Annotated in this window: 15 protein-coding genes and 2 tRNA genes; 11 read left to right on the plus strand and 6 right to left on the minus strand. The window is 71.4% G+C overall.

The window, feature by feature from the left end; genetic code table 11:
* Position 1: 1 nt before the first annotated feature.
* Positions 2-781 (minus strand): CoA transferase subunit A, encoded by a 780-nt coding sequence (locus ACGFW6_RS29285; RefSeq protein ID WP_393516179.1) that lies wholly within the window; start codon positions 779-781, stop codon positions 2-4.
* Between the two features lie 211 nt (positions 782-992).
* Between ACGFW6_RS29285 and ACGFW6_RS29290 the strand changes: the two genes are divergently transcribed.
* Positions 993-1457, plus strand: coding sequence for a MarR family winged helix-turn-helix transcriptional regulator (locus ACGFW6_RS29290; protein ID WP_393516182.1), 465 nt, complete (start codon positions 993-995; stop codon positions 1455-1457).
* Between the two features lie 29 nt (positions 1458-1486).
* Here the strand turns inward: ACGFW6_RS29290 and ACGFW6_RS29295 are convergent, their stop codons facing one another.
* Positions 1487-2425: a DUF3048 domain-containing protein gene (locus ACGFW6_RS29295; RefSeq protein WP_393516185.1), complete on the minus strand. Its 939-nt coding sequence runs from the start codon at positions 2423-2425 to the stop codon at positions 1487-1489.
* A 324-nt stretch (positions 2426-2749) separates the two neighbouring features.
* Between ACGFW6_RS29295 and ACGFW6_RS29300 the strand changes: the two genes are divergently transcribed.
* Positions 2750-3940, plus strand: coding sequence for a zinc-dependent alcohol dehydrogenase (locus ACGFW6_RS29300; protein ID WP_393516188.1), 1191 nt, complete (start codon positions 2750-2752; stop codon positions 3938-3940).
* Between the two features lie 31 nt (positions 3941-3971).
* On the opposite strand, the gene ACGFW6_RS29305 is transcribed toward ACGFW6_RS29300, so the two are convergent.
* Positions 3972-5042, minus strand: coding sequence for an ATP-dependent DNA ligase (locus tag ACGFW6_RS29305; protein ID WP_393516191.1), 1071 nt, complete (start codon positions 5040-5042; stop codon positions 3972-3974).
* A gap of 75 nt (positions 5043-5117) precedes the next feature.
* On the opposite strand from ACGFW6_RS29305, the gene ligD reads away from it, so the two are divergent.
* Positions 5118-6182, plus strand: a complete 1065-nt coding sequence (gene ligD, locus ACGFW6_RS29310) for a non-homologous end-joining DNA ligase (RefSeq protein WP_393516194.1) — start codon at positions 5118-5120, stop codon at positions 6180-6182.
* Here the strand turns inward: ligD and ACGFW6_RS29315 are convergent.
* Positions 6169-8361 (minus strand): OmpL47-type beta-barrel domain-containing protein, encoded by a 2193-nt coding sequence (locus ACGFW6_RS29315; protein WP_393516238.1) that lies wholly within the window; start codon positions 8359-8361, stop codon positions 6169-6171. The two genes, ligD and ACGFW6_RS29315, sit on opposite strands and share 14 nt — an antisense overlap.
* A 14-nt stretch (positions 8362-8375) precedes the next feature.
* Positions 8376-10853: a ThuA domain-containing protein gene (locus tag ACGFW6_RS29320; protein WP_393516197.1), complete on the minus strand. Its 2478-nt coding sequence runs from the start codon at positions 10851-10853 to the stop codon at positions 8376-8378.
* A gap of 178 nt (positions 10854-11031) precedes the next feature.
* Between ACGFW6_RS29320 and ACGFW6_RS29325 the strand changes: the two genes are divergently transcribed.
* The 3 genes from ACGFW6_RS29325 (at position 11032) to ACGFW6_RS29335 (ending at position 14364) form a co-directional block, all read left to right on the plus strand.
* Complete coding sequence (locus tag ACGFW6_RS29325; protein WP_393516200.1) at positions 11032-12033, plus strand: multicopper oxidase domain-containing protein; 1002 nt, start codon at positions 11032-11034, stop codon at positions 12031-12033.
* Between the two features lie 14 nt (positions 12034-12047).
* Positions 12048-12983 (plus strand): ornithine cyclodeaminase family protein, encoded by a 936-nt coding sequence (locus ACGFW6_RS29330; RefSeq protein ID WP_393516203.1) that lies wholly within the window; start codon positions 12048-12050, stop codon positions 12981-12983.
* A gap of 343 nt (positions 12984-13326) precedes the next feature.
* The gene (locus tag ACGFW6_RS29335; RefSeq protein ID WP_393516206.1) at positions 13327-14364 is read left to right on the plus strand and encodes a LacI family DNA-binding transcriptional regulator; all 1038 of its coding nucleotides are present in this window, start codon (positions 13327-13329) and stop codon (positions 14362-14364) included.
* A 21-nt stretch (positions 14365-14385) separates the two neighbouring features.
* Here the strand turns inward: ACGFW6_RS29335 and ACGFW6_RS29340 are convergent, their stop codons facing one another.
* Positions 14386-15177: a VOC family protein gene (locus ACGFW6_RS29340; protein WP_393516241.1), complete on the minus strand. Its 792-nt coding sequence runs from the start codon at positions 15175-15177 to the stop codon at positions 14386-14388.
* A 270-nt stretch (positions 15178-15447) separates the two neighbouring features.
* Here ACGFW6_RS29340 and ACGFW6_RS29345 point away from each other — a divergent pair, with 270 nt between their 5' ends.
* The 5 genes from ACGFW6_RS29345 to ACGFW6_RS29365 all read left to right on the plus strand — a co-directional run bounded on the left by ACGFW6_RS29345 (position 15448) and on the right by ACGFW6_RS29365 (position 18705).
* Positions 15448-15702 carry a WhiB family transcriptional regulator gene (locus ACGFW6_RS29345; RefSeq protein ID WP_393516209.1) on the plus strand — a complete coding sequence of 85 codons (255 nt, stop codon included), beginning with the start codon at positions 15448-15450 and terminating at the stop codon, positions 15700-15702.
* A 103-nt stretch (positions 15703-15805) separates the two neighbouring features.
* Positions 15806-15879: transfer RNA gene (locus tag ACGFW6_RS29350), tRNA-Gly, on the plus strand.
* A gap of 10 nt (positions 15880-15889) precedes the next feature.
* A tRNA-Glu gene (locus ACGFW6_RS29355) sits at positions 15890-15961 on the plus strand.
* A gap of 57 nt (positions 15962-16018) precedes the next feature.
* Positions 16019-17389 carry an SDR family NAD(P)-dependent oxidoreductase gene (locus ACGFW6_RS29360; RefSeq protein WP_393516212.1) on the plus strand — a complete coding sequence of 457 codons (1371 nt, stop codon included), beginning with the start codon at positions 16019-16021 and terminating at the stop codon, positions 17387-17389.
* Complete coding sequence (locus ACGFW6_RS29365; protein WP_393516215.1) at positions 17383-18705, plus strand: ribonuclease inhibitor; 1323 nt, start codon at positions 17383-17385, stop codon at positions 18703-18705. The genes ACGFW6_RS29360 and ACGFW6_RS29365 overlap by 7 nt, the downstream gene beginning before the upstream one ends.
* Positions 18706-18821 lie beyond the last annotated feature (116 nt).

Raw genomic sequence — 18821 nt, forward strand, 5'->3', positions numbered from 1 at the left:
GTCAGTTCTCCGTCCCTCGTGCCTGGGGCACGGAAACCGTGCGCTGCTCGATGCCCTTGTCCGCGGCCTGCTCGGGGGTGAGCGCCACGACCCGCTGCACGAAGATCCCCGGCAGATGCACCGCGTCCGGGTCGATCCCGCCCGGCTCCACGAGTTCCTCGACCTCGGCGATCGTCACCCGCCCGGCCATCGCGGCCAGCGGGTTGAAGTTCCGGGTGGACTTGTTGAACACCAGGTTCCCGTGCCGGTCGCCCTTGGCCGCCCGTACCAGCGCGAAGTCGGTCCGGATGCCGCGCTCCAGCACGTACTCGGTGCCGTCGAACTCCCGGACCTCCTTCGGCGGAGAGGCCAGCGCGACCCCGCCGGAGCCGTCGTAGCGCCAGGGCAGTCCGCCCTCGGCGACCTGGGTGCCGACACCTGCCGGGGTGTAGAAGGCGGGGATCCCGGCCCCGCCGGCCCGCAGCCGCTCGGCCAGCGTGCCCTGCGGGATCATCTCCACCTCCAGCTCCCCGGCCAGGTACTGACGGGCGAACTCCTTGTTCGCGCCGATGTAGGAGCCGGTCACCCGGGCGATCCGGCCCGCCGACAGCAGCACCGCGAGGCCGGACTCCATCGCCCCGCAGTTGTTCGAGACGACCGACAGCCCGGACACACCACGCTCGTACAGCGCCTGGATCAGTACGTTCGGCACACCGCTCAGCCCGAAGCCACCCACCGCCAGCGACGCGCCGTCGCCGACATCGGCCACTGCCTCCAGGGCCGTGGCGACCACCTTGTCCATCCGAGAAGCCCCATCTCTTCCGCGCCCCCAGTACCCGAATTAGTCAGGGCACTGATTATTCGTGCGAGGTCGTCCCTCACGCTGCCACCGGAGCGGGGAGCCGTCAAGACCTCGGCGAATACGAGGCCGACGGAGCTGCCCGAGCCGCAGACAGCCGTGATGTGGCCGGGTATTGTTCAGTGCACCGACGATAACGACCAGGGGAGCGTGCATGGCCGCCGTGGATCTGACCACCCACCCCGGGCATCTGGCCCGGCGGCTCCAGCAGGCGCACTACCTGCTGTGGAACACGATGGTCTCCGAGGAGATCACCTCGCCCCAGTTCGCCGTGCTCAACACCCTGGTCGCCGAGCCCGGCCTGGACCAGCGGACGGTGGGGGAGCGGGTCGGGCTGGACCGGTCGACCATCGCCGAGGTGATCAGCCGGCTCGGCCGGCGCGGGCTGCTCGACAAGGTCCGCGACCCCCAGGACGGCCGCCGCTTCCTGCTGCGCCTCACGGACGACGGCGTGCGCACCCACAAGAAGCTCACCGTGCGCACGGCCCGGATGAACCAGGTGTTCCTGGCCCCGCTCTCCGGGGAGGAGCAGAAGCTGTTCTTCGACCTGATCCGGCGGGTGGCGGACGCAGCCGAGGGGCTGCGCAACCCTGCGGAGCCCCTCGTCGCCCGGCCCTGATCCCGGCCCGGCACGCGTGCGCCCGGCGGTCAGGACGCGTTCGCGTACACCACCCAGACCTGGCCGTGCTGGAAGTTCATGCGCTTGCCGTCGCCGGTCGTGAACGTCGTGCCGTCCGACGGCTTCGGACGCTTCCACCTGACGTCGTAGGCCCGCCCGTCGCGCAGCACCCGCGCCTTTCCGGAGCCGACGGTCTCGGTGTACGGCGTGTAGTGGCCGAGCTTGTCGTGGAACGTGGACTTGCGCACCTTCACGTACTGCACGACGACCGTGCCGGCCATGACCCGCTTGCCGTCCGTCGTGCCGGCGGCCTTGTCGTCCATGCCGACCAGCCAGCGCTTCTGGCTCCTGGACCAGGTGAAGGTGTACTCGGCGGCGTCGTAGCGCACCGTCTGCGTGGCGGTGGGCCTGCCGCCCGCGGGGGCGGAACCGAAGCGGAAGCCGGTCGTCAGGGCGGACGTGCCGGGCGGCTTCGCCATCAGGCGGTGGGGCCGCAGGTACAGGTTGTGCGGGGCGGGCCGCATCTTGCTGCGGAAGTACGCGTCGGACGCCTTGCCCGGCGGCTCCGCCTTCAGCGGGGCCTTGTCGATCTTCGGCAGGAGCTTGCCCTGGGCGCCGGAGAAGGCGAGGGTCGGCCGGTCGAACTGGCGCAGCACCTCCAGATCGCTCTCGCGGGCGCTGCGCACCGGCCCGATGGCCTTCGGCAGCTTCTGCGCGTACACCGCCATCAGACGGCTGAGGCCGCCCTCGACCTGCTCGACGTACACGATGTCGGCCTCGTTCAGGCCGGTGTGGGGGCGTGCGTGACGGGAGTTGTCGATCTTCACGGCCAGTACCGAGCCGCCCTTCGCCCGGCTCTCGCCGTCCGCGGAACTGCTCTGGCCGCGGCCGTCGTCGCGCGGGCCGTCGGACGTCGTGCAGCCCGCGGCCAGGGAGGCCGCCAGGCCGGCGGCCAGCAGTCCGGTCATGGTCGTGGCGCGTCTTGCGCGCGCAGCTCGTTGTCTGCCCACTGTCGTCACCCGTAGCCACCCGTCCGGTTCATGTCATCAATAGTGCGCTTATCTGTTCATAGGTGCCCATACCCGGTGGGGTCCGCCGCTTCCCGGGATTCCGTCGATCGGACCTGGCGGCGAGGGCCGGTCGGCCCACACACCGGGCGCCCTCGGGTACCGCCCGGCTGGCCGGGAACCGGCCGGGGGCCCGCCCGCACGGATTCGGCCCGGAAGCGTGGGGGTACCCGGGTCGCCCACCGTACGAGCGCCGTGCGCGGACGACCGGAGGGAGCGCGGGCGATGAGGGCAGTGACCTGGCAGGGCAAGCGGGACGTGCGGGTGGAGACCGTGCCCGATCCCGGGATCCAGGAACCGACGGACGCGGTCATCCGCATCACCTCCACCGGGCTGTGCGGATCCGATCTGCATCTGTACGAGGTGCTCACCCCGTTCATGACACCGGGGGACATCCTCGGCCACGAACCGATGGGGATCGTCGAGGAGGTCGGCGCGGGAGTTCCGGACCTCCAGGCGGGGGACCGCGTCGTGGTGCCGTTCCAGATCGCGTGCGGCGACTGCTGGATGTGTCTGACCGGGCTGCCCACGCAGTGCGAGACCACCCAGGTCACCGGCGAGGGCATGGGCGCGGCTCTGTTCGGCTACACCCGTCTGTACGGCGCGGTACCGGGCGCACAGGCCGAGTACCTGCGGGTCCCGCAGGCACAGTTCGGCCCGATCAAGATCCCGGAAGGGCCGCCCGACGACCGGTTCGTCTACCTCTCCGACGTGCTGCCCACCGCCTGGCAGGCGGTCCGCTACGCCGAGGTCCCCGAGGGCGGCAGCGTCGCGGTGCTCGGCCTCGGGCCCATCGGCGACATGGCCTGCCGTGTCGCCCAGGTGACGGGCGCGGGGCGGGTGTTCGGCGTGGACCTGGTGCCCGAGCGGCTGCAGCGGGCGCGGGAGCGGGGCGTGGAGACGTTCGACCTCAGGAGCTTCGACGACGAGAAGGAACTCGTCGGCGCCATCCGTGACCGGACCGACGGCCGCGGACCCGACGCCGTCATCGACGCGGTCGGCACCGAGGCCCACGGCAGCGCCGCGGCCCGGCTAGCCCAGCAGGCCTCGGCACTGCTGCCGCGCAAGCTGGGCGCGCCGCTCGCCGAGCGCTTCAGCGTCGACCGGCTGGCCGCCCTGTACACCGCCATCGACCTGGTGCGGCGCGGCGGCACCATCTCGCTGTCCGGCGTGTACGGCGGCATGGCCGACCCGATTCCGCTGCTCACGCTGTTCGACAAGCAGATCCAGATACGGATGGGCCAGGCCAACGTGCGCCGCTGGACCGACGACATCCTGCCGTACCTCACGGACGAGGACCCTCTCGGCGTCGACGACTTCGCCACCCACCGCGTGCCGTTGAGCGACGCCCCGCACGCCTACGAGATGTTCCAGCGGAAGCAGGACGGCGCCGTGAAGGTGCTGATGAAGCCCTGACGGGACGGGTGAGGACGCCCCGCCCTCGCAATCACGCCTGCGGGCCGAAGATCGACGCCAGGTCGTAGCGGACCGGCTCCTCCAGCTGGGCGTACGTGCAGCTGTCCGGGGTCCGGTCCGGGCGCCAGCGGCGGAAGCGGGCCGTGTGCCGGAAGCGCACGCCGTTCTCCATGTGGTCGTAGGCCACCTCGGCCACCCGCTCCGGTCGCAGCGGCACCCAGGACAGGTCCTTCTTGCCCGACCAGCGGCTCGGCGCGCCCGGCAGCCGGGCCGACTCGTGCGCCGCCTCCTCGGCCCACGCCGCCCAGGGATGCCCCGCTGCGTCCTCCATCCGCAGCGGCTCCAGCTCCTCGATCAGCTCGGCCCGCCGCTTCATCGAGAACGCGGCCGACACCCCCACGTGCTGGAGCGTGCCGTGCTCGTCGTGCAGGCCGAGCAGCAGGGAGCCCACGATCGGCCCGCTCTTGTGCAGCCGGTAGCCCGCGACGACGACATCCGCCGTCCGCTCGTGCTTGATCTTGAACATGGCCCGTTCGTCCGGCAGATAGCGCAACGTCAGCGGCTTGGCGATCACACCGTCGAGACCGGCCCCCTCGTACTGCTCGAACCACCCCTTCGCCGTCTCGACATCGGTCGTCGCCGGCGCCACATGCACCGGTTCCGACACCCCCGACAACGCCATGGTCAGCAGCGCCCGCCGGTCCGCGAGCGGGGTCTCCAGCAAGGAGTCGTCCGCCAGCGCCAGCAGGTCGAAGGCCACGAACGACGCCGGGGTCCGCTCGGCCAGCATCCGCACCCGCGAGTCCGCCGGGTGGATGCGCTCGGTGAGGGCGTCGAAGTCCAGCCGCCCCTCCCGCGCGATCACGATCTCCCCGTCCAGCACGCACCGCTGCGGCAACCGCGCCTTCAGCCCCGCGACCAGCTCGGGAAAGTACCTGGTCAGCGACTTCGTGGTACGGCTGCCGAGCTCGACCTCGTCCCCGTCGCGGAACACGATCGCCCGGAACCCGTCCCACTTCGCCTCGTACTGCATGCCCGGCGGGATCTTCGCCACCGACTTGGCGAGCATCGGCTTCACGGGCGGCATCACCGGCAGGTCCATGCAGACGATTCTGCTCGCATCCGGTCGGCGCCGCCCGGTGTGCGAGCGGTGCGCCGGGCGCCTACCGTGGCTCGCATGGGCGAAGCGGTGGAACTGGAGGTGGCCGGGCGGACGGTACGCCTGTCCAACCCGGGCAAGGTCTTCTTCCCGGAGCACGGCTACACCAAGCTGGACCTCGCCCGCTACTACATCGCGGTGGGCCCCGGCATCCTGCGCGCCCTGCGCGACCGCCCCACCACCCTGGAGCGCTACCCGGACGGCCTGAACGGCGAGTGGTTCTACCAGAAGCGGGCGCCCAAGAACATGCCCGACTGGATCCCCACCGCCCACATCACCTTCCCCAGTGGGCGCAGCGCCGACGAGATGTGCCCCACCGAGGAGGCCGCCGTCCTGTGGGCCGCCCAGTACGGCACCCTCACGTTCCACCCGTGGCCGGTCCGCCGCGACGACGTCGACCGCCCCGACGAACTGCGCATCGACCTCGACCCGCAGCCCGGCACCGACTTCGACGACGCCGTGCGCGCCGCCCATGAACTGCGCGCCGTCCTCGACGAGTTCGGCGGCCTGCGCGGCTGGCCCAAGACCTCCGGCGGCCGCGGCCTGCACGTCTTCGTCCCCATCGAGCCACGCTGGACCTTCACCCAGGTCCGGCGCGCCGCGATCGCCGTCGGCCGGGAACTGGAGCGGCGGATGCCGGACCAGGTCACGACCAAGTGGTGGAAGGAGGAGCGCGGCGAGCGCATCTTCGTCGACTACAACCAGACGGCCCGCGACCGCACGATCGCCTCCGCCTACTCCGTACGCCCCCGCCCGCACGCCCCGGTCTCCGCGCCCCTGCGCTGGGACGAGGTCGGGGTGGCCCACCCCCAGGACTTCGACATCACCACCATGCCCGCGCGCTTCGCCGAACTCGGCGACGTGCACGCCGACATGGACGATCACCGCTTCTCCCTGGAGGCCCTGCTGGACCTCGCCCGCCGCGACGAGGAGGAACACGGGCTGGGCGACCTGCCCTATCCGCCGGAATACCCGAAGATGCCGGGGGAGCCGAAGCGGGTGCAGCCCAGCCGGGCGAAGAAGGCCGCGAAGAAGGAGACGCCCCCGTCGGAGGCGCCTCCCTCGGAACCTACAGCTCCTTGATCCGCACGTCGCGGTACGAGACCACGTCCGTCGTGCCGTGCACCTGGAGCCCGATGTAGCCGGAGGCGAAGCGCCGCCCGTCCGTGCCCGGGTCGTCCGAGCGTGGCGGGGAGAACACCTGGCCGCCGGTGTTGTCGAACTCGTTGATCAGCACACCGTTGCGGTAGACCGAGTAGTGCTGGTCGACCACGCGGATCTCGTAGTCGTTCCACGTGCCCTTCTGGGTGACGCCGGCACCGGCGAGCCCCACCCGGTCGAAGCCGTAGACCGAACCGGTCTTGTACATGTCGCCGTCGGGCCGGTCGAACTCCTGGACCTCGTGCCCGTACTTGATGGCGACCCACTCCGGCCGTGACTCCTCCGGGTGGTCGTGGACCCACGGGAACCGCACGAACACACCGGAGTTGGCGTTGCCGGTACCCGGGGCGTCGTCACGCCACTGGAGCTTGAGCGAGAAGTCGCCGTACTTGCGCTCGGGGAACCACAGCATGCCCAGGCCGGCCTTGGTCGTGCCCGAGGTGATCGAGCCGTCGCCGTTCGGTGCGAACGAACCGCCGCCCACCTGCTGCCACTTGGCGAACGACGCCGCGCTGCCGTCGAGGATCGTGCGGTAGCCCTCGGTCTGGCCGGGCTTGCCGATCCCGGACTGGCGGGCCGCCTTGCGCACCGCGTTGTACTCCCGCTGGTCGACGACGCCTTCCTTGAGGAGCTTGTCCAGGACCGCCGTCACATGCTTGAGGAACAGCGCGTGGGACGTCCACTCCTTCTCGTCCTCGATCAGCTCGTTGATCCGGCACCGGCTGTTGGTGAGCCGGTTGGGGACACCGGAGTCGACCGTGCCGACGATCACCGTCAATCGCTCGTCGAACTCGGGGCAGTTGGGCGCCGGCACCTGACCGGACACCACCGTGAAGGTCACCGTGCGGGCGGCCGAGGTGTTGCCCGCCTTGTCGGTGGCCCGGTAGGCCAGGGTGTGGGTGCCCACGCGGTCGACGACGACCGGGGAGGTGTACGCGAGGTACGGTCCGCCGGCGATCGAGTACTCGATCCGGTCGACACCCGAGCCGTGGTGCTCGTCCGTCGCCGTGACGGTCACTCTGGCGGTGCCGATGTACGCCCCGGACGAGTTCCTCGTACCGTCCACGCTCACGCCCGTCACCGGCGCCGTCGTGTCCGGCTGGGGCGCCGCCACGACCGTGAACTGCACGTTCTTCTCGGCCGCGACGTTGCCCGCCTTGTCGGTGGCGCGGTAGCGCACCGTGTGGCTGCCGACCTCGTGCACCATCACGGGCGCGGTGTACGGCTGCCAGGCCCCGGAGCCGATCGCGTACTCGATGGTGTTGACGCCGGAACCGGTGTCGGAGGCGGAGACGGTGACGGTCGCCATGGCGACGTACGTCCCGTCGGGGTTCTGCTCACCGGTGACCGTCGCCGACGTCGCCGGCGCGGTGGTGTCGTCGCTCTGCGGTGCCACGACGGTGAACGTGACGCTCTTCTCCGCCGAGACGTTCCCCGCCTTGTCGAGCGCGCGGTAGCGGATCTTGTGATCGCCGACCTGGTCGACCACGACCGGCGCGGCGTACGGCGTCCACGCGCCCTCGTCGCCGACCGCGTACTCGACGCGGTCGACGCCGGATCCGCCCTCGTTGTCGGTGGCGTGCAGCGCCACGCTCGCCGAACCGACGTACTGCCCCTGGGCGTTCTGCGTCCCGCTGACGTGCGCCGACGCCTCGGGCGCCGTCGTGTCCTCACCGCTGCCCTCGGTCACCACCAGGATGCCCTGCATCTGCCCGTGGCCGGGGATCGTGCAGTAGTAGCGGTAGCGGCCGGGGGTGAGCGTGACCTCGGCGGTGTGCTTGCCCGCCTGGTCGTCGTTCGGGTTGGCGAGGATGTTCAGCTGGACGTCGTTGTTGTACTCGGGATCGGACGTGTCGAACGTCAGCGTGTGCGGCATCCCGGTGGTGTTGCCGGTCGCCGTGCTGTTCTCGAACACGATCGTCGTCGCGCCCGCCACGGCCGTCGTGGGCGCCGAGCCGTACTTGGTGATGTCGTCGCCGGCCGTCCAGGTCAGGACCTGTGCGGCGGCGGCCGCCTCCGGCCGCGGCTGCGGCTGTCCGGTCGCGGGCAGTGCCTGCAGGCCCAGCACCACCAGCAGTGCGGCCAACAGGGCCGCCCACATTCTTCGTTGCCGTGTCACTGCGCCCCCCTCGCCAGCTGGTCGGCGGCCGGCGTCGGCCCGCCGCCCGTGTAGGTGACCCGCCACAGCGCCGACTTCGCGTCCGAGGTGAAGAAGCCCCGGCCGTAGTCGAGCACGTACAGCGCGCCGTCCGGACCGAACTTCCAGTCCATGAGGTTCTTGATGCCGTCGTTGCCGATCGGCACGATCTTCTTCAGCGACTCCGAGTGCACCGGCAGACCACCGTCCCCGTGGGTCTTCGGGTCGGTGAGCACCGCGTTGCGGGGCTGGTCGGCGTCGTAGAAGTCACCGACGAACCACTTGCCGTCCCAGTAGGCGGGCCACTGGGTGCCGCTGGTGCTCGCCGCGTCGTACCGGTACACCGGACCGTTCATCGCGGCCTGACCGCCGCCCTTGAGCCACGGCAGCCCGTAGGTGGCCTCCTCCTGCTTGTACGACGGCACGCCGTTCGCGTCGCGCGGGAAGTCCGGGGCGCCGCCCTGGGGCGAGTACCAGATGTTGTTGCCGGTGACCGGCGGCAGGTTGACGAGGCCGTCGTTGTTCGGCGACTCGTTCTTCGGGTGGTCGCAGTCGTACCAGCCCAGCGGCTTGCTCGGATCGGGCAGGTTGCGGTCCCGGTAGGGCTGTTTGTTGCCCATGCAGTACGGCCAGCCCCGGTTGCTCGCCTTGGTGATGACGGCGAACGTGTCGTACTTGGCCGGACCCCAGGTCGTCGACGGCGAGCCCGCGTCGGGGCCGACCCAGCCCGCGTACAGGATGTCGGTCTGCTGGTCGACGAAGATGCGCGCCGGGTTCCTTACGCCCATCACGTAGATCTCGCCGCGCGTCTTGCCGCCGCCCTCGTCCGGCTCCTCGCCGGTGAAGAGGTTGCCCGTCGGCAGGGTGTAGGTGCCGTCCGGCTCCGGGTGGATGCGCAGGATCTTGCCGTTGAGGTTGTTGGTGTTGCCGGCGGTGCGGCGCGCGTCGGCGAAGGAGACGCCCTTGTAGTTGGGCTCGGGGTTGTTGCCCGAGTAACCGCCGCTGAAGCCGCTGGAGTTGTTGTCACCGGTCGCGATGTACAGGTTGCCCTTGGAGTCCCAGGTCATCCCGCCACCCGCGTGGCAGCAACTGTGCACCTGCACCGGCCACTTGAGCAGCACCTTCTCACTGCCCAGATCCAGCTTGTTCGTCGCCAGGTCGAGCGTGAAGCGGGAGACGCGCCGCTCGGCCATCTGCTTGTCGCGGTCGAGTTGAGAGTGCGGGGTGTAGTGCAGATACACCCACCCGTTCTCCTCGAAGCGCGGGTCGAGCTCGATGCCGAGAAGCCCCTCCTCGACCTTGATCAGCTCGTCGCCGCCGCCCTTGTTGCCGAACACCGTGAGCGCCCCGGCCAGGGTGACCTTCTTGGTCTTCGGGTCGTAGACGTGGATCTCGCCCTTGCCCTTGCCGATGTCGGGGTTGTTCCAGTCGGTCACCACCGGCTGGGAGGAGTCGGCGCCGCCCCGGCCGATGTAGAGCACGCGGCCGTCGGGGGCCGTGACCAGGCCGTGCGGCTCACCGATCTGGTCGTTCTGGCCGGCCTGGTTGGGCTGGGTGAGGCGCTCGGCCTTGTAGTTCCCGGTGATGGTGGCCTTGCAGTCCGCCTGGGACAGCCGGGTCGTCCATTGCAGGGCGCCACGCAGATGCGCGCGGAAGTCGGTCTCGTCGTACGACGACACCGTGCCGCCCATGCCGGTGTAGAAGGAGCGGCCGCCGTCGTAGTCGCGGCACCAGCTCACCGGGTGGTCCCAGCCGTTGGCGCCGGAACCCGGCTGGTAGCTGGACTCCCGCACCCGGGCGACGGTGTGCACGGAACCCGAGGGGTTCTTCGCCCAGTTCAGCCACTTGTCGGGCCGTTTCCACTGCACCGGCAGGTCCTTGGTGGCCGGGTGCCGGCGGTCGCCGACCTCGACGACCGCGCGCTGCGCGTTCGCCGGGCCGCCGGCCGCGGGGCGGGCGCCGACCAGGCCGGTGAACCAGTCCGAGTACGGCTCGGCGCGGGCGGCGTCATGGATGCCGACGAAACCGCCGCCCGCCTCCATGTACGCCTCCAGGCCCGCCTCCTGCTCCGGGTCGAGGACGTCGCCGCCACCGGTCAGGAACACGATGGAATTGAACCGGCTCAGCCTGGTCTCATTGGTGAACACCGAGGCGTCGTTCGTGGCCTCGGTCTTGAACCGCTGGTCGGCGGGTCCCGACAGGCCGATCTTCTCGATCGCCTCGATACCGGCGTTCACCAGCGGCGACTCCTCGCCGGCCGCCGCGGACCCGTAGAAGATGAGCACGCGTACGTTGGCGCCGCCTGGTGGCGACTTGATGGACATCGTTGTCAGGGGTGGTTCCGGGGCAGGGCGCGCGTCGGCCGCCGGGGCTGCCATCAGCCCGCCGGCGACGATCCCTGCCGTCACGGCAGCCACCCAGGTCTGTCTTCTCGTGCTCAACCCTCGTAAGTGCATGGGCACCTCCACGGTCACAGCAACAGCGACATGGAAGCTAGACCCCTTTGAACGACACGCCAATACCTATGACCGGACTGAGACGAACTTTGTCCTGAGTGTGGATAAACGAGGGAGCGGCCGGTACCGTCTCAGCGGTTCATCCCCGTAATTTCCGTACCGCCGTGGGGAGTTCGGCATGGACAGACGCAGCTTTGACCGACGCAGCTTCAACAAACGTGTACTGCTGGGCGGCGCCACCGTCGCGACATCGTTGTCGCTGGGATCGGTACCCGAGGCCGTCGGCGCCGACACACCCGCCAGGACCGCCCCGGCCGGAGGTGAGGTCAGACACCTGAAGCTGTACGCCGAGAAGCTCGCCGACGGGCAGATGGGCTACGGCCTGGAGAAGGGCAAGGCGACCATCCCCGGCCCGCTGATCGAGCTCAACGAGGGCGACACCCTGCACGTCGAGTTCGAGAACACCATGGACATACCGGTGAGCCTGCACGTCCACGGCCTCGACTACGAGATCACCGGCGACGGGACCAAGCTCAACAAGAGCGACGTCGAACCCGGCGGCACCCGCACCTACACCTGGCGCACCCACGCCCCCGGCCGCCGCAAGGACGGCACCTGGCGGGCGGGCAGCGCCGGTTACTGGCACTACCACGACCATGTCGTCGGCACCGAGCACGGCACCGTCGGTATCCGCAAGGGCCTGTACGGGGCGGTGATCGTGCGGCGCAAGGGCGACATCCTGCCCGACGCCACCCACGCGATCGTCTTCAACGACATGCTCATCAACAACAAACCCGCGCACAGCGGCCCCAACTTCGAGGCCACGGTGGGCGATCGCGTCGAGATCGTGATGATCACGCACGGCGAGTACTACCACACCTTCCACATGCACGGTCATCGCTGGGCCGACAACCGCACGGGCATGCTCACCGGTCCCGACGACCCCAGCCAGGTCATCGACAACAAGATCGTCGGTCCCGCGGACTCGTTCGGCTTCCAGGTCATCGCCGGTGAGGGGGTGGGCGCCGGTGCGTGGATGTACCACTGCCATGTGCAGAGCCACTCCGACATGGGGATGGTGGGGCTCTTCCTGGTGAAGAAGACGGACGGCACGATTCCCGGCTACGAGCCGCACGAACACGGCCATGAGCCGGCCTCCGGATCCGCGCACGAGCACTGACGGATCATGGACGCGTGACTCTTGTTCTGACACGCAGCGATCTGGAAGCGGTACTGGCACCCGAGGCCTGTCTGGAGGCGCTGCGCGACGGCTTCCGCCGGGCACGGGACGCCACGGTCGCCGGGCAGCGCGTGCGCACCGACCTGCCGTTCCCCGGCACGGCCACCGCGCTGATCCCCGGCGTCCTGCCGGGCATCGGGGCGTACACGGTGAAGGTCAACGCCAAGTTCCCCGGCGCCCGGCCCGCACTGCGCGGCGTCATCTGCCTGCACAGCGGGCAGGACGGGGAACTGCTCGCGCTCCTGGACTCGGCCACGGTGACCGCGTGGCGCACCGGGTTCGCGGCGGCTCTGGGCACGCATGCGCTGGCCGGTCCGGGGGACGCCCTCGGGGTGGTCGGGGCGGGCGCCCAGGCCGAGCTGACGCTGCGCGGGCTCGCGGAGCTACGGTCCTTCAGCACCCTCGTCGTCCATGACACGGACGCCGGGCGGGCCGAGGAGTTCGCCGCACGCCACGGCGGCCGGCCGGCGGCCTCGGCCCAGGAGGTCGCGTCGGCCGCCGACACCGTACTGCTGGCCACCTGGGCCCGCCAGCCGCTGCTGCGGCTGGCGGACACACGGGAGGGTCAGCACTTCACGAGCCTCGGCGCGGACGAGCCCGACAAGCAGGAGCTCTCCGCGGATCTGCTGCGCGCCGCGCTGCTCGTCGTGGACGACCGCGAACTCGCCGCGAGCACAGGAGCCTTGGCGGCGGCCGGCCTGCCGGCGACCGCCGCCGACGCCGAACTGGGCGATGTCCTGCGGGGCGACCACCCGGGGCGGGTGAGCGCCGCGAGCCGGAGCGTCTACGCACCCGTGGGGCTGCCCTGGCAGGACCTGGCACTGGCGTGGCAGGCCTACCGGGCGGCGGAGCGGGCGGGCAGGGGACGGCGAGTCGATCTGCTGGCGTGAACGCCGGCGGTCCGGCTGAGGGGATGCCGAGAACGCCTGCCGTCAGGCTGAGGGGATGGCGTGAGGGCCGGGGGTCCGGCTCGGGGATGCGGTGAAGGGGGGTTCGGCTCGGGAGCGGGTGGCGTTGAGAGCGTCGGGGGTCCTGCTCAGGGGATGCCGTGAAGGGGGTTGTCCGGCTCGGGAGGCGGCGAGAACGCAGGCCCCCAGGCTCACGAGATGCCGTGAACGCCGGTCGTCCTGCCCCGGGGTGCCGAGAGGGGAACGTCGTCGCGGCGAGAGCGCTCTCACGTGCGGTTCGTGGCAGGGCTATCCTGATCGGCAACCGTCGATGAGGAGCCACGCAGTGACCGACACAGCCCCGCGCCCCACCCTGGAGGCCGTCGCCGCGCGGGCCGGGGTCTCGCGGGCCACCGTGTCACGCGTGGTCAACGGCGGGGACGGCGTGCGGGAACCGCTCGTCGAACGGGTCCGCAAGGCCGTGGACGAGCTCGGCTACGTGCCGAACCAGGCCGCCCGCAGCCTGGTGACCCGGCGTCACGACGCCATCGCGGTCATCGTCGCCGAACCCGAGACCCGCGTCTTCGCCGACCCCTTCTTCGCCCTGCAACTGCGCGGCATCAGCAAGGAGTTGACGGCTCACGACAACCAGCTCGTGCTGCTGCTCACCGAGGGCCGGGACGACCATGCCCGGGTCGGCCGCTACCTCGCCGGCGGGCACGTCGACGGGGCGCTCGTCTTCTCCCTGCACCTCGACGATCCCCTGCCCGAACTGATCCAGCGCGCCGGCGTGCCCACCGTGTTCGGCGGACGGCCCGGCTGGAGCGGCGACCGGCGCGGTGTCGTGTACGTCGACGTGGACAACCGCGGCGGCGCCCGCGACGCCGTACGGCATCTCGCCGGTCTGGGCCGCACCCGGATCGCGCACATCACCGGCGCACTCGACCAGACCTCGGCGGTGGACCGGCTCGACGGCTACCGCGACGTGATGGTGGACGCCGATCCGCGGCTGATCGTCGAGAGCGACTTCACACCGGCCGGCGGGGAACGCGCGATGCGCGAGCTGCTGGCGCGCTGCCCGGACCTGGACGCGGTGTTCGCGGCCAACGACCTCACCGCGGCCGGGGCACTGCGGGTGCTGCGCGAGGCCGGGCGGCGGGTGCCGGACGATGTCGCCGTGGTCGGCTTCGACGACATGCTGCCGGTGACGGAGCAGACCGAACCGCCGCTCACGACGATCCGTCAGGACATCGAGGAGATGGGCCGGCTGATGGCCCGCCTGCTGTTGCGCGGCCTCGCACGCGGCGCCGCCGACGAGGGCATCGCGGCCGCGCCGTCGAGTGTGGTGCTGCCGACCACTCTGATACGGCGCGCGTCCGCGTAGGCCGGACCCGGTGCCGCCCCGTCAGCTCCGCGCCGGCGCGCTCTTGATCACCGCGAAGCGGGCGCCGTAGGGGTCGGTGAGCTTGGCGATACGGCCGACGTCCGGCAGGTCCGTGGCGGGCATCCGGACCGTGCCGCCCAGCTCCTGGGCCTTGGCGACCGTCGCGTCCGTGTCGGCGACCTCGAAGTACGTCAGCCAGTAGGGCGGGCCCTGCGCCTCCGCCGGATCGTCCGCCTTGTCGACGACCCCGCCGAACATGGCGTCCTCGCCCTGGCCGCCGGGGCTGAACGTCGTGTAGGTGCCGCCGTAGAAGTCGAGGGCGAAGGTCTCCATCCCGAGCGTCGCGTTGTAGAAGCCCGCCGCGGCCGGCACGTCCGGCGTGTACAGCTCCAGCCAGCACAGTGAACCGGGTTCCTGGACGAGGTCGAGTCCCTTGTTGGTTCCGGGCTGCCACAAGCCGAAGGACACGCCCGCCTTGTCCGCGAGGATGGCCATACGGCCCAGGTCCATCACGTCCATCGGCTGCACCAGGACCGCGCCGTGCGCCTGCTCCGCGGCCTTCGCGGTGGCGTCCGTGTCCGGCGTCCGGAAGTACACCGTCCAGGACGGCGGACCCTGTTCCTCGCTGGTCTGCATACCGCCGGCCACCGTCTTCCCGTCGAGCTGGAAGAGGCCGTAACCGCCGGTCTCGGGGCCGCTCGGCTGGAACCGCCAGCCGAACAGGGCGCCGTAGAAGGAACCGGCTCCCTCGATGTCGGGTGTGCCGAGGTCGATCCAGTTCGGCGCGCCGGTGACGAAACGGGTGGTGAGCATCATCGCCCTCCTCGGAAGGGTCCCGCTGTCTGCACTGCCGAGTCTTGCACCGCCCACTGACAATCGCTGCCGGAATGCCGCCGTCTGCCGGGGCCACGGCGCCGGTCACTGTCGGTGACGGTCGGGCTTCTCCATGTTTTCCTCCGGACCCGCGCGCCGCCGTGCGCCACGGCGCGGCGAAGGGGACCATCGAGTCGGCCGGGGGCCCTGCGGCGCGGCGTTGATCCCGCGTTGATCGAACGTTTTTCGCCGCCCGGCACGATCCTGCGCATGCACATCGACACGATCCCGATGATCACCTCGCCCGACCTGGCCTGGCAGGAGGAGGCGCTGTGCGCACAGACCGGGGCGGACTTCTTCTTCCCCGAACCAGGAAGCTCCGTCCGGGAGGCGAAGCGGATCTGCGCCATGTGCCCGATCCGCTCCGCCTGCCTCGAGTACGCCCTCGACAACGACGAACGCTTCGGCGTCTGGGGCGGCCTGTCGGAGAAGGAGCGCCTGGAGCTCAGGCGCATGTCACGCTGAACACCGCCTCCGGGCCGCCTTCAAGCGAAGTGCGCGTCCATCGTGTCGAGCGCGGAATTCGGTGGGGACGGGGTCCGGGCGGCGGTTAGGATCCGGGGGCGCGCCCGGGGTAGCGCAGAGGCAGGCGCACTCGCCTTGCCCAGGCGAAAGACATCGGTTCGAATCCGATCCCCGGGTCGCGTCCGTGGGCCCTGTGGAGCAGAGGCAGACTCGCCGCCCTCTCAAGGCGGATACGCCGGTTCGAATCCGGCCGGGGCCCCACACGTACAGGGGGCCGCGGAGCCCACCACACGGGCGGCGATTCGGGGCGGGAACGATGGGCGACGCGAGCGGTACCGACACCGACACCGGCTCCGGTATCGGGCAGGAGGAGCTCGACGCCTTTCACCGTACGGTCGGACGACTGCGGGCGCTGTCCCCGGACGATCCGGTACGGCTGCGCGCCGAGCAGGTCGCCGCGTCCTTCGCCCGCGACGGACGGCTGCGGCGGCGCAAGGTGCGGGACGCGCAGGCGTCGGCGGCGGACGCGGCGACGATGGCCGCGACCTCGACGGGCGCCGTGGACCGGCGCGAGGACGCGCCGCTGGCCTCCCTCCAGGACGCGCCGGGCGAAGCGGGCGTGTACCACAAGCCCCGCGGTTGCTACATCTGCAAGTCGCCCTATCGACAGGTCGACTCCTTCTATCACCGGCTGTGCCCCGGGTGCGCCGCGGACAACGCCTCCCGGCGCGCCCTGACCACCGACCTGAGCGGACGCCGGGCACTGCTCACCGGCGGCCGGGTGAAGATCGGGTTCCAGCTGGCGCTGATGATGCTGCGGGACGGCGCCGAGCTGCTCGTGACCAGCCGCTTCCCGCACGACACCGTGCGCCGGTTCCGGGAGGCACCCGGCAGCGAGAAGTGGCTGGACCGGCTCACCGTCGTCGCCGTCGACCTGCGCGACCCGCGCCAGGTCCTCGGGTTCTGCGAGGAGCTGCGGCGCGAGGGCGAGCCGCTGGACATCCTCGTCAACAACGCGGCGCAGACGGTACGGCGGCCCGTGGAGTCCTACGCCCTGCTGGCCGCCGGCGAGTACGACGCGCTGCCCGAGGGCGCCCGGCGGGCACCGGGCTTCACCCCGATGCGGATGCTGGAGAGCGGCGCCGCGTCCCTGCCGCTCGCCCTCCGTGAGGCCGACGAGGCCGGACTGCTGCCCGACCCGTCCCCGGAGAACTCCTGGTCGGCGCGGCTCGGTGAGCTCGATCCCGCCGAGGTGCTGGAGACCCAGCTGGTCAACGCCCTCGCGCCCGCGCTGCTGTGCGACCGGCTGCTGCCGCTGCTGCTGGCCGCACCGCACCCACGGCGCTACGTCGTCAACGTGACCGCGGTGGAGGGCCGTTTCGCCGTCCGTAACAAGATGGCGGGCCATCCGCACACCAACATGGCCAAGGCCGCCCTCAACATGCTCACCCGCACCAGCGCCGCCGAACTCGCCGAGCAGGGCGTGCACATGTGCGCCGTCGACACCGGCTGGATCACGGACGAGAACCCCGCGCCGAAGAAGGCCCGCATGGCCGGGGCCGGTTTCCGTACGCCGCTGGACGTCGTGGACGGGGCGGCGCGGGTGTACGACCCGATCGTGCGGGGCGAGGCCGGGGATCCGGTGTCCGGGGTGTTCCTGAAGGACTACCGGGAGGCGGCGTGGTGAACGACGAGGTCGGTCGGAGGGTGGAGTCGGACGGACCGGCGGTGGACGCCGAGGCGGTGGTTGACGCCGAGAGGGTGGTGGCCATCGAGGCGGTGGTGGGCGCCGACGCGGTGGTGGGCGCCGGGACGGTGGTGGACGCCGCGACGGTGGTCGGCTTCGCCGGTGTGTCGTCCGTGGTGCCGCGCCCGACCGCGGACCTCGGGCCGCTGCTGCGATGGCTGCGCGCCGGGCGCCCCACCGGGGAACGGCTGGACTTCGCCGCGGGCACGGCGCTGCCCGACGGACGGCTCGACCTGTGCAAGCAGGGACTGGGCGCCGAGGGTGCCGCGCTCGTCGCCGACGCGCTGGCCGAAGGGCCGTCTCCGGTACGGCATCTGCTGCTCGGCACCGACGGGCTGGGCGACGACGGGGCCGCCGTGGTCGCCGGCACCGCCACGGACGTCGAGACGCTGTACCTCGGCTGCAACGGGATCACCGCGGGCGGGGCCTGCCGGATCGCCGACCGGCTGCGGGCGTCGCCGCAGGTGGTGACCGGTCTCTGGCTCAAGCGGAATCCGCTGGGCGGCGACGGAGGGCGGGCCGCCGCCGAACTCGTCGAATCCGCCAGGTCGTTGCGCACGCTCGACCTCGTGCAGACCGGGCTCGACGCGCGTGCCGTCGCCGTCCTGGCCGACGCGGTCCTGGCCGCCGCCGGGAACGGGCGGCGGATCGAGCGGCTCTTCGTCGGCGGCAATCCGCTGGGGGAGCGCGGTGCGCGGGCGTTGGCCGCGCTGGTCGAGGCGGGTGCGGTCGATGAGTTGTACGTGTCCGCCGCGCGGCTGGGGGACGCGGGGGCCCTGTGCCTGGCCGACGCCCTGGAACGGGCGCCGCACGGCCGGCTCGCCCGGCTGTCCCTCGCCAGCAACGGCATCGGACCGCGGGCCGCGGCCCGGCTGGTGGCGGCGGCCACCGCTTCCGGTGTGACCCTGCTGGATCTCGGGCGGGTACGTGCGGCGGCGGTGCTCGCGGCGGCGGACAACCGGGTCGACCTCGCTGCCGCCGAGGAGATGGCGCGGGTGCTCGCGGGGCAGGAGCACCGGCTCGCCCATCTGGTGCTGACGCACACCGGTATGCGCAGCCGGGAGGCCCATCGGCTGCTCGACACCGCGCGGGACGCCGTCACTGCCACCCGGTTCGTGCTGGGGCAGGGGATCGCGGCGAGCATCAAGCGGCGGCTGGACGTGCTGAGCGCGCACGTTCCGCTGCCCGTGGTTGCGGCCGACGTGGCCGCGGTGCGCAGTGTGCATCGGACGGCTCCGCCGTCGCCGGGCGACTGACGAGGGGTTTCGCCCCCGCCGCCCCTACCCGTCCCGTCCCCGGGGGCTGCCGCCCCCGGACCCCCGCATCGGCCTGAACGGCCTCGTCCTCAAACGCCGGACGGGCTGGATAGGGG

The sequence above is a fragment of the Streptomyces sp. Y7 genome (assembly GCF_043195415.1).
Taxonomy (GTDB): Bacteria; Actinomycetota; Actinomycetes; order Streptomycetales; family Streptomycetaceae; genus Streptomyces.

What these genes read in the sequence shown, in the direction of transcription:
- ACGFW6_RS29305 (WP_393516191.1), bottom strand. Translation starts at nt 5,042, where the DNA reads ATGGACCTGCCGGTGATGCCGCCCGTGAAGCCGATGCTCGCCAAGTCG.
- ACGFW6_RS29320 (WP_393516197.1), bottom strand. Translation starts at nt 10,853, where the DNA reads ATGCACTTACGAGGGTTGAGCACGAGAAGACAGACCTGGGTGGCTGCC.
- ACGFW6_RS29360 (WP_393516212.1), top strand. Translation starts at nt 16,019, where the DNA reads ATGGGCGACGCGAGCGGTACCGACACCGACACCGGCTCCGGTATCGGG.
- ACGFW6_RS29285 (WP_393516179.1), bottom strand. Translation starts at nt 781, where the DNA reads ATGGACAAGGTGGTCGCCACGGCCCTGGAGGCAGTGGCCGATGTCGGC.
- ACGFW6_RS29325 (WP_393516200.1), top strand. Translation starts at nt 11,032, where the DNA reads ATGGACAGACGCAGCTTTGACCGACGCAGCTTCAACAAACGTGTACTG.
- ACGFW6_RS29340 (WP_393516241.1), bottom strand. Translation starts at nt 15,177, where the DNA reads ATGCTCACCACCCGTTTCGTCACCGGCGCGCCGAACTGGATCGACCTC.
- ACGFW6_RS29290 (WP_393516182.1), top strand. Translation starts at nt 993, where the DNA reads ATGGCCGCCGTGGATCTGACCACCCACCCCGGGCATCTGGCCCGGCGG.
- ACGFW6_RS29315 (WP_393516238.1), bottom strand. Translation starts at nt 8,361, where the DNA reads ATGTGGGCGGCCCTGTTGGCCGCACTGCTGGTGGTGCTGGGCCTGCAG.
- ACGFW6_RS29345 (WP_393516209.1), top strand. Translation starts at nt 15,448, where the DNA reads ATGCACATCGACACGATCCCGATGATCACCTCGCCCGACCTGGCCTGG.
- ligD (WP_393516194.1), top strand. Translation starts at nt 5,118, where the DNA reads ATGGGCGAAGCGGTGGAACTGGAGGTGGCCGGGCGGACGGTACGCCTG.
- ACGFW6_RS29300 (WP_393516188.1), top strand. Translation starts at nt 2,750, where the DNA reads ATGAGGGCAGTGACCTGGCAGGGCAAGCGGGACGTGCGGGTGGAGACC.
- ACGFW6_RS29295 (WP_393516185.1), bottom strand. Translation starts at nt 2,425, where the DNA reads ATGACCGGACTGCTGGCCGCCGGCCTGGCGGCCTCCCTGGCCGCGGGC.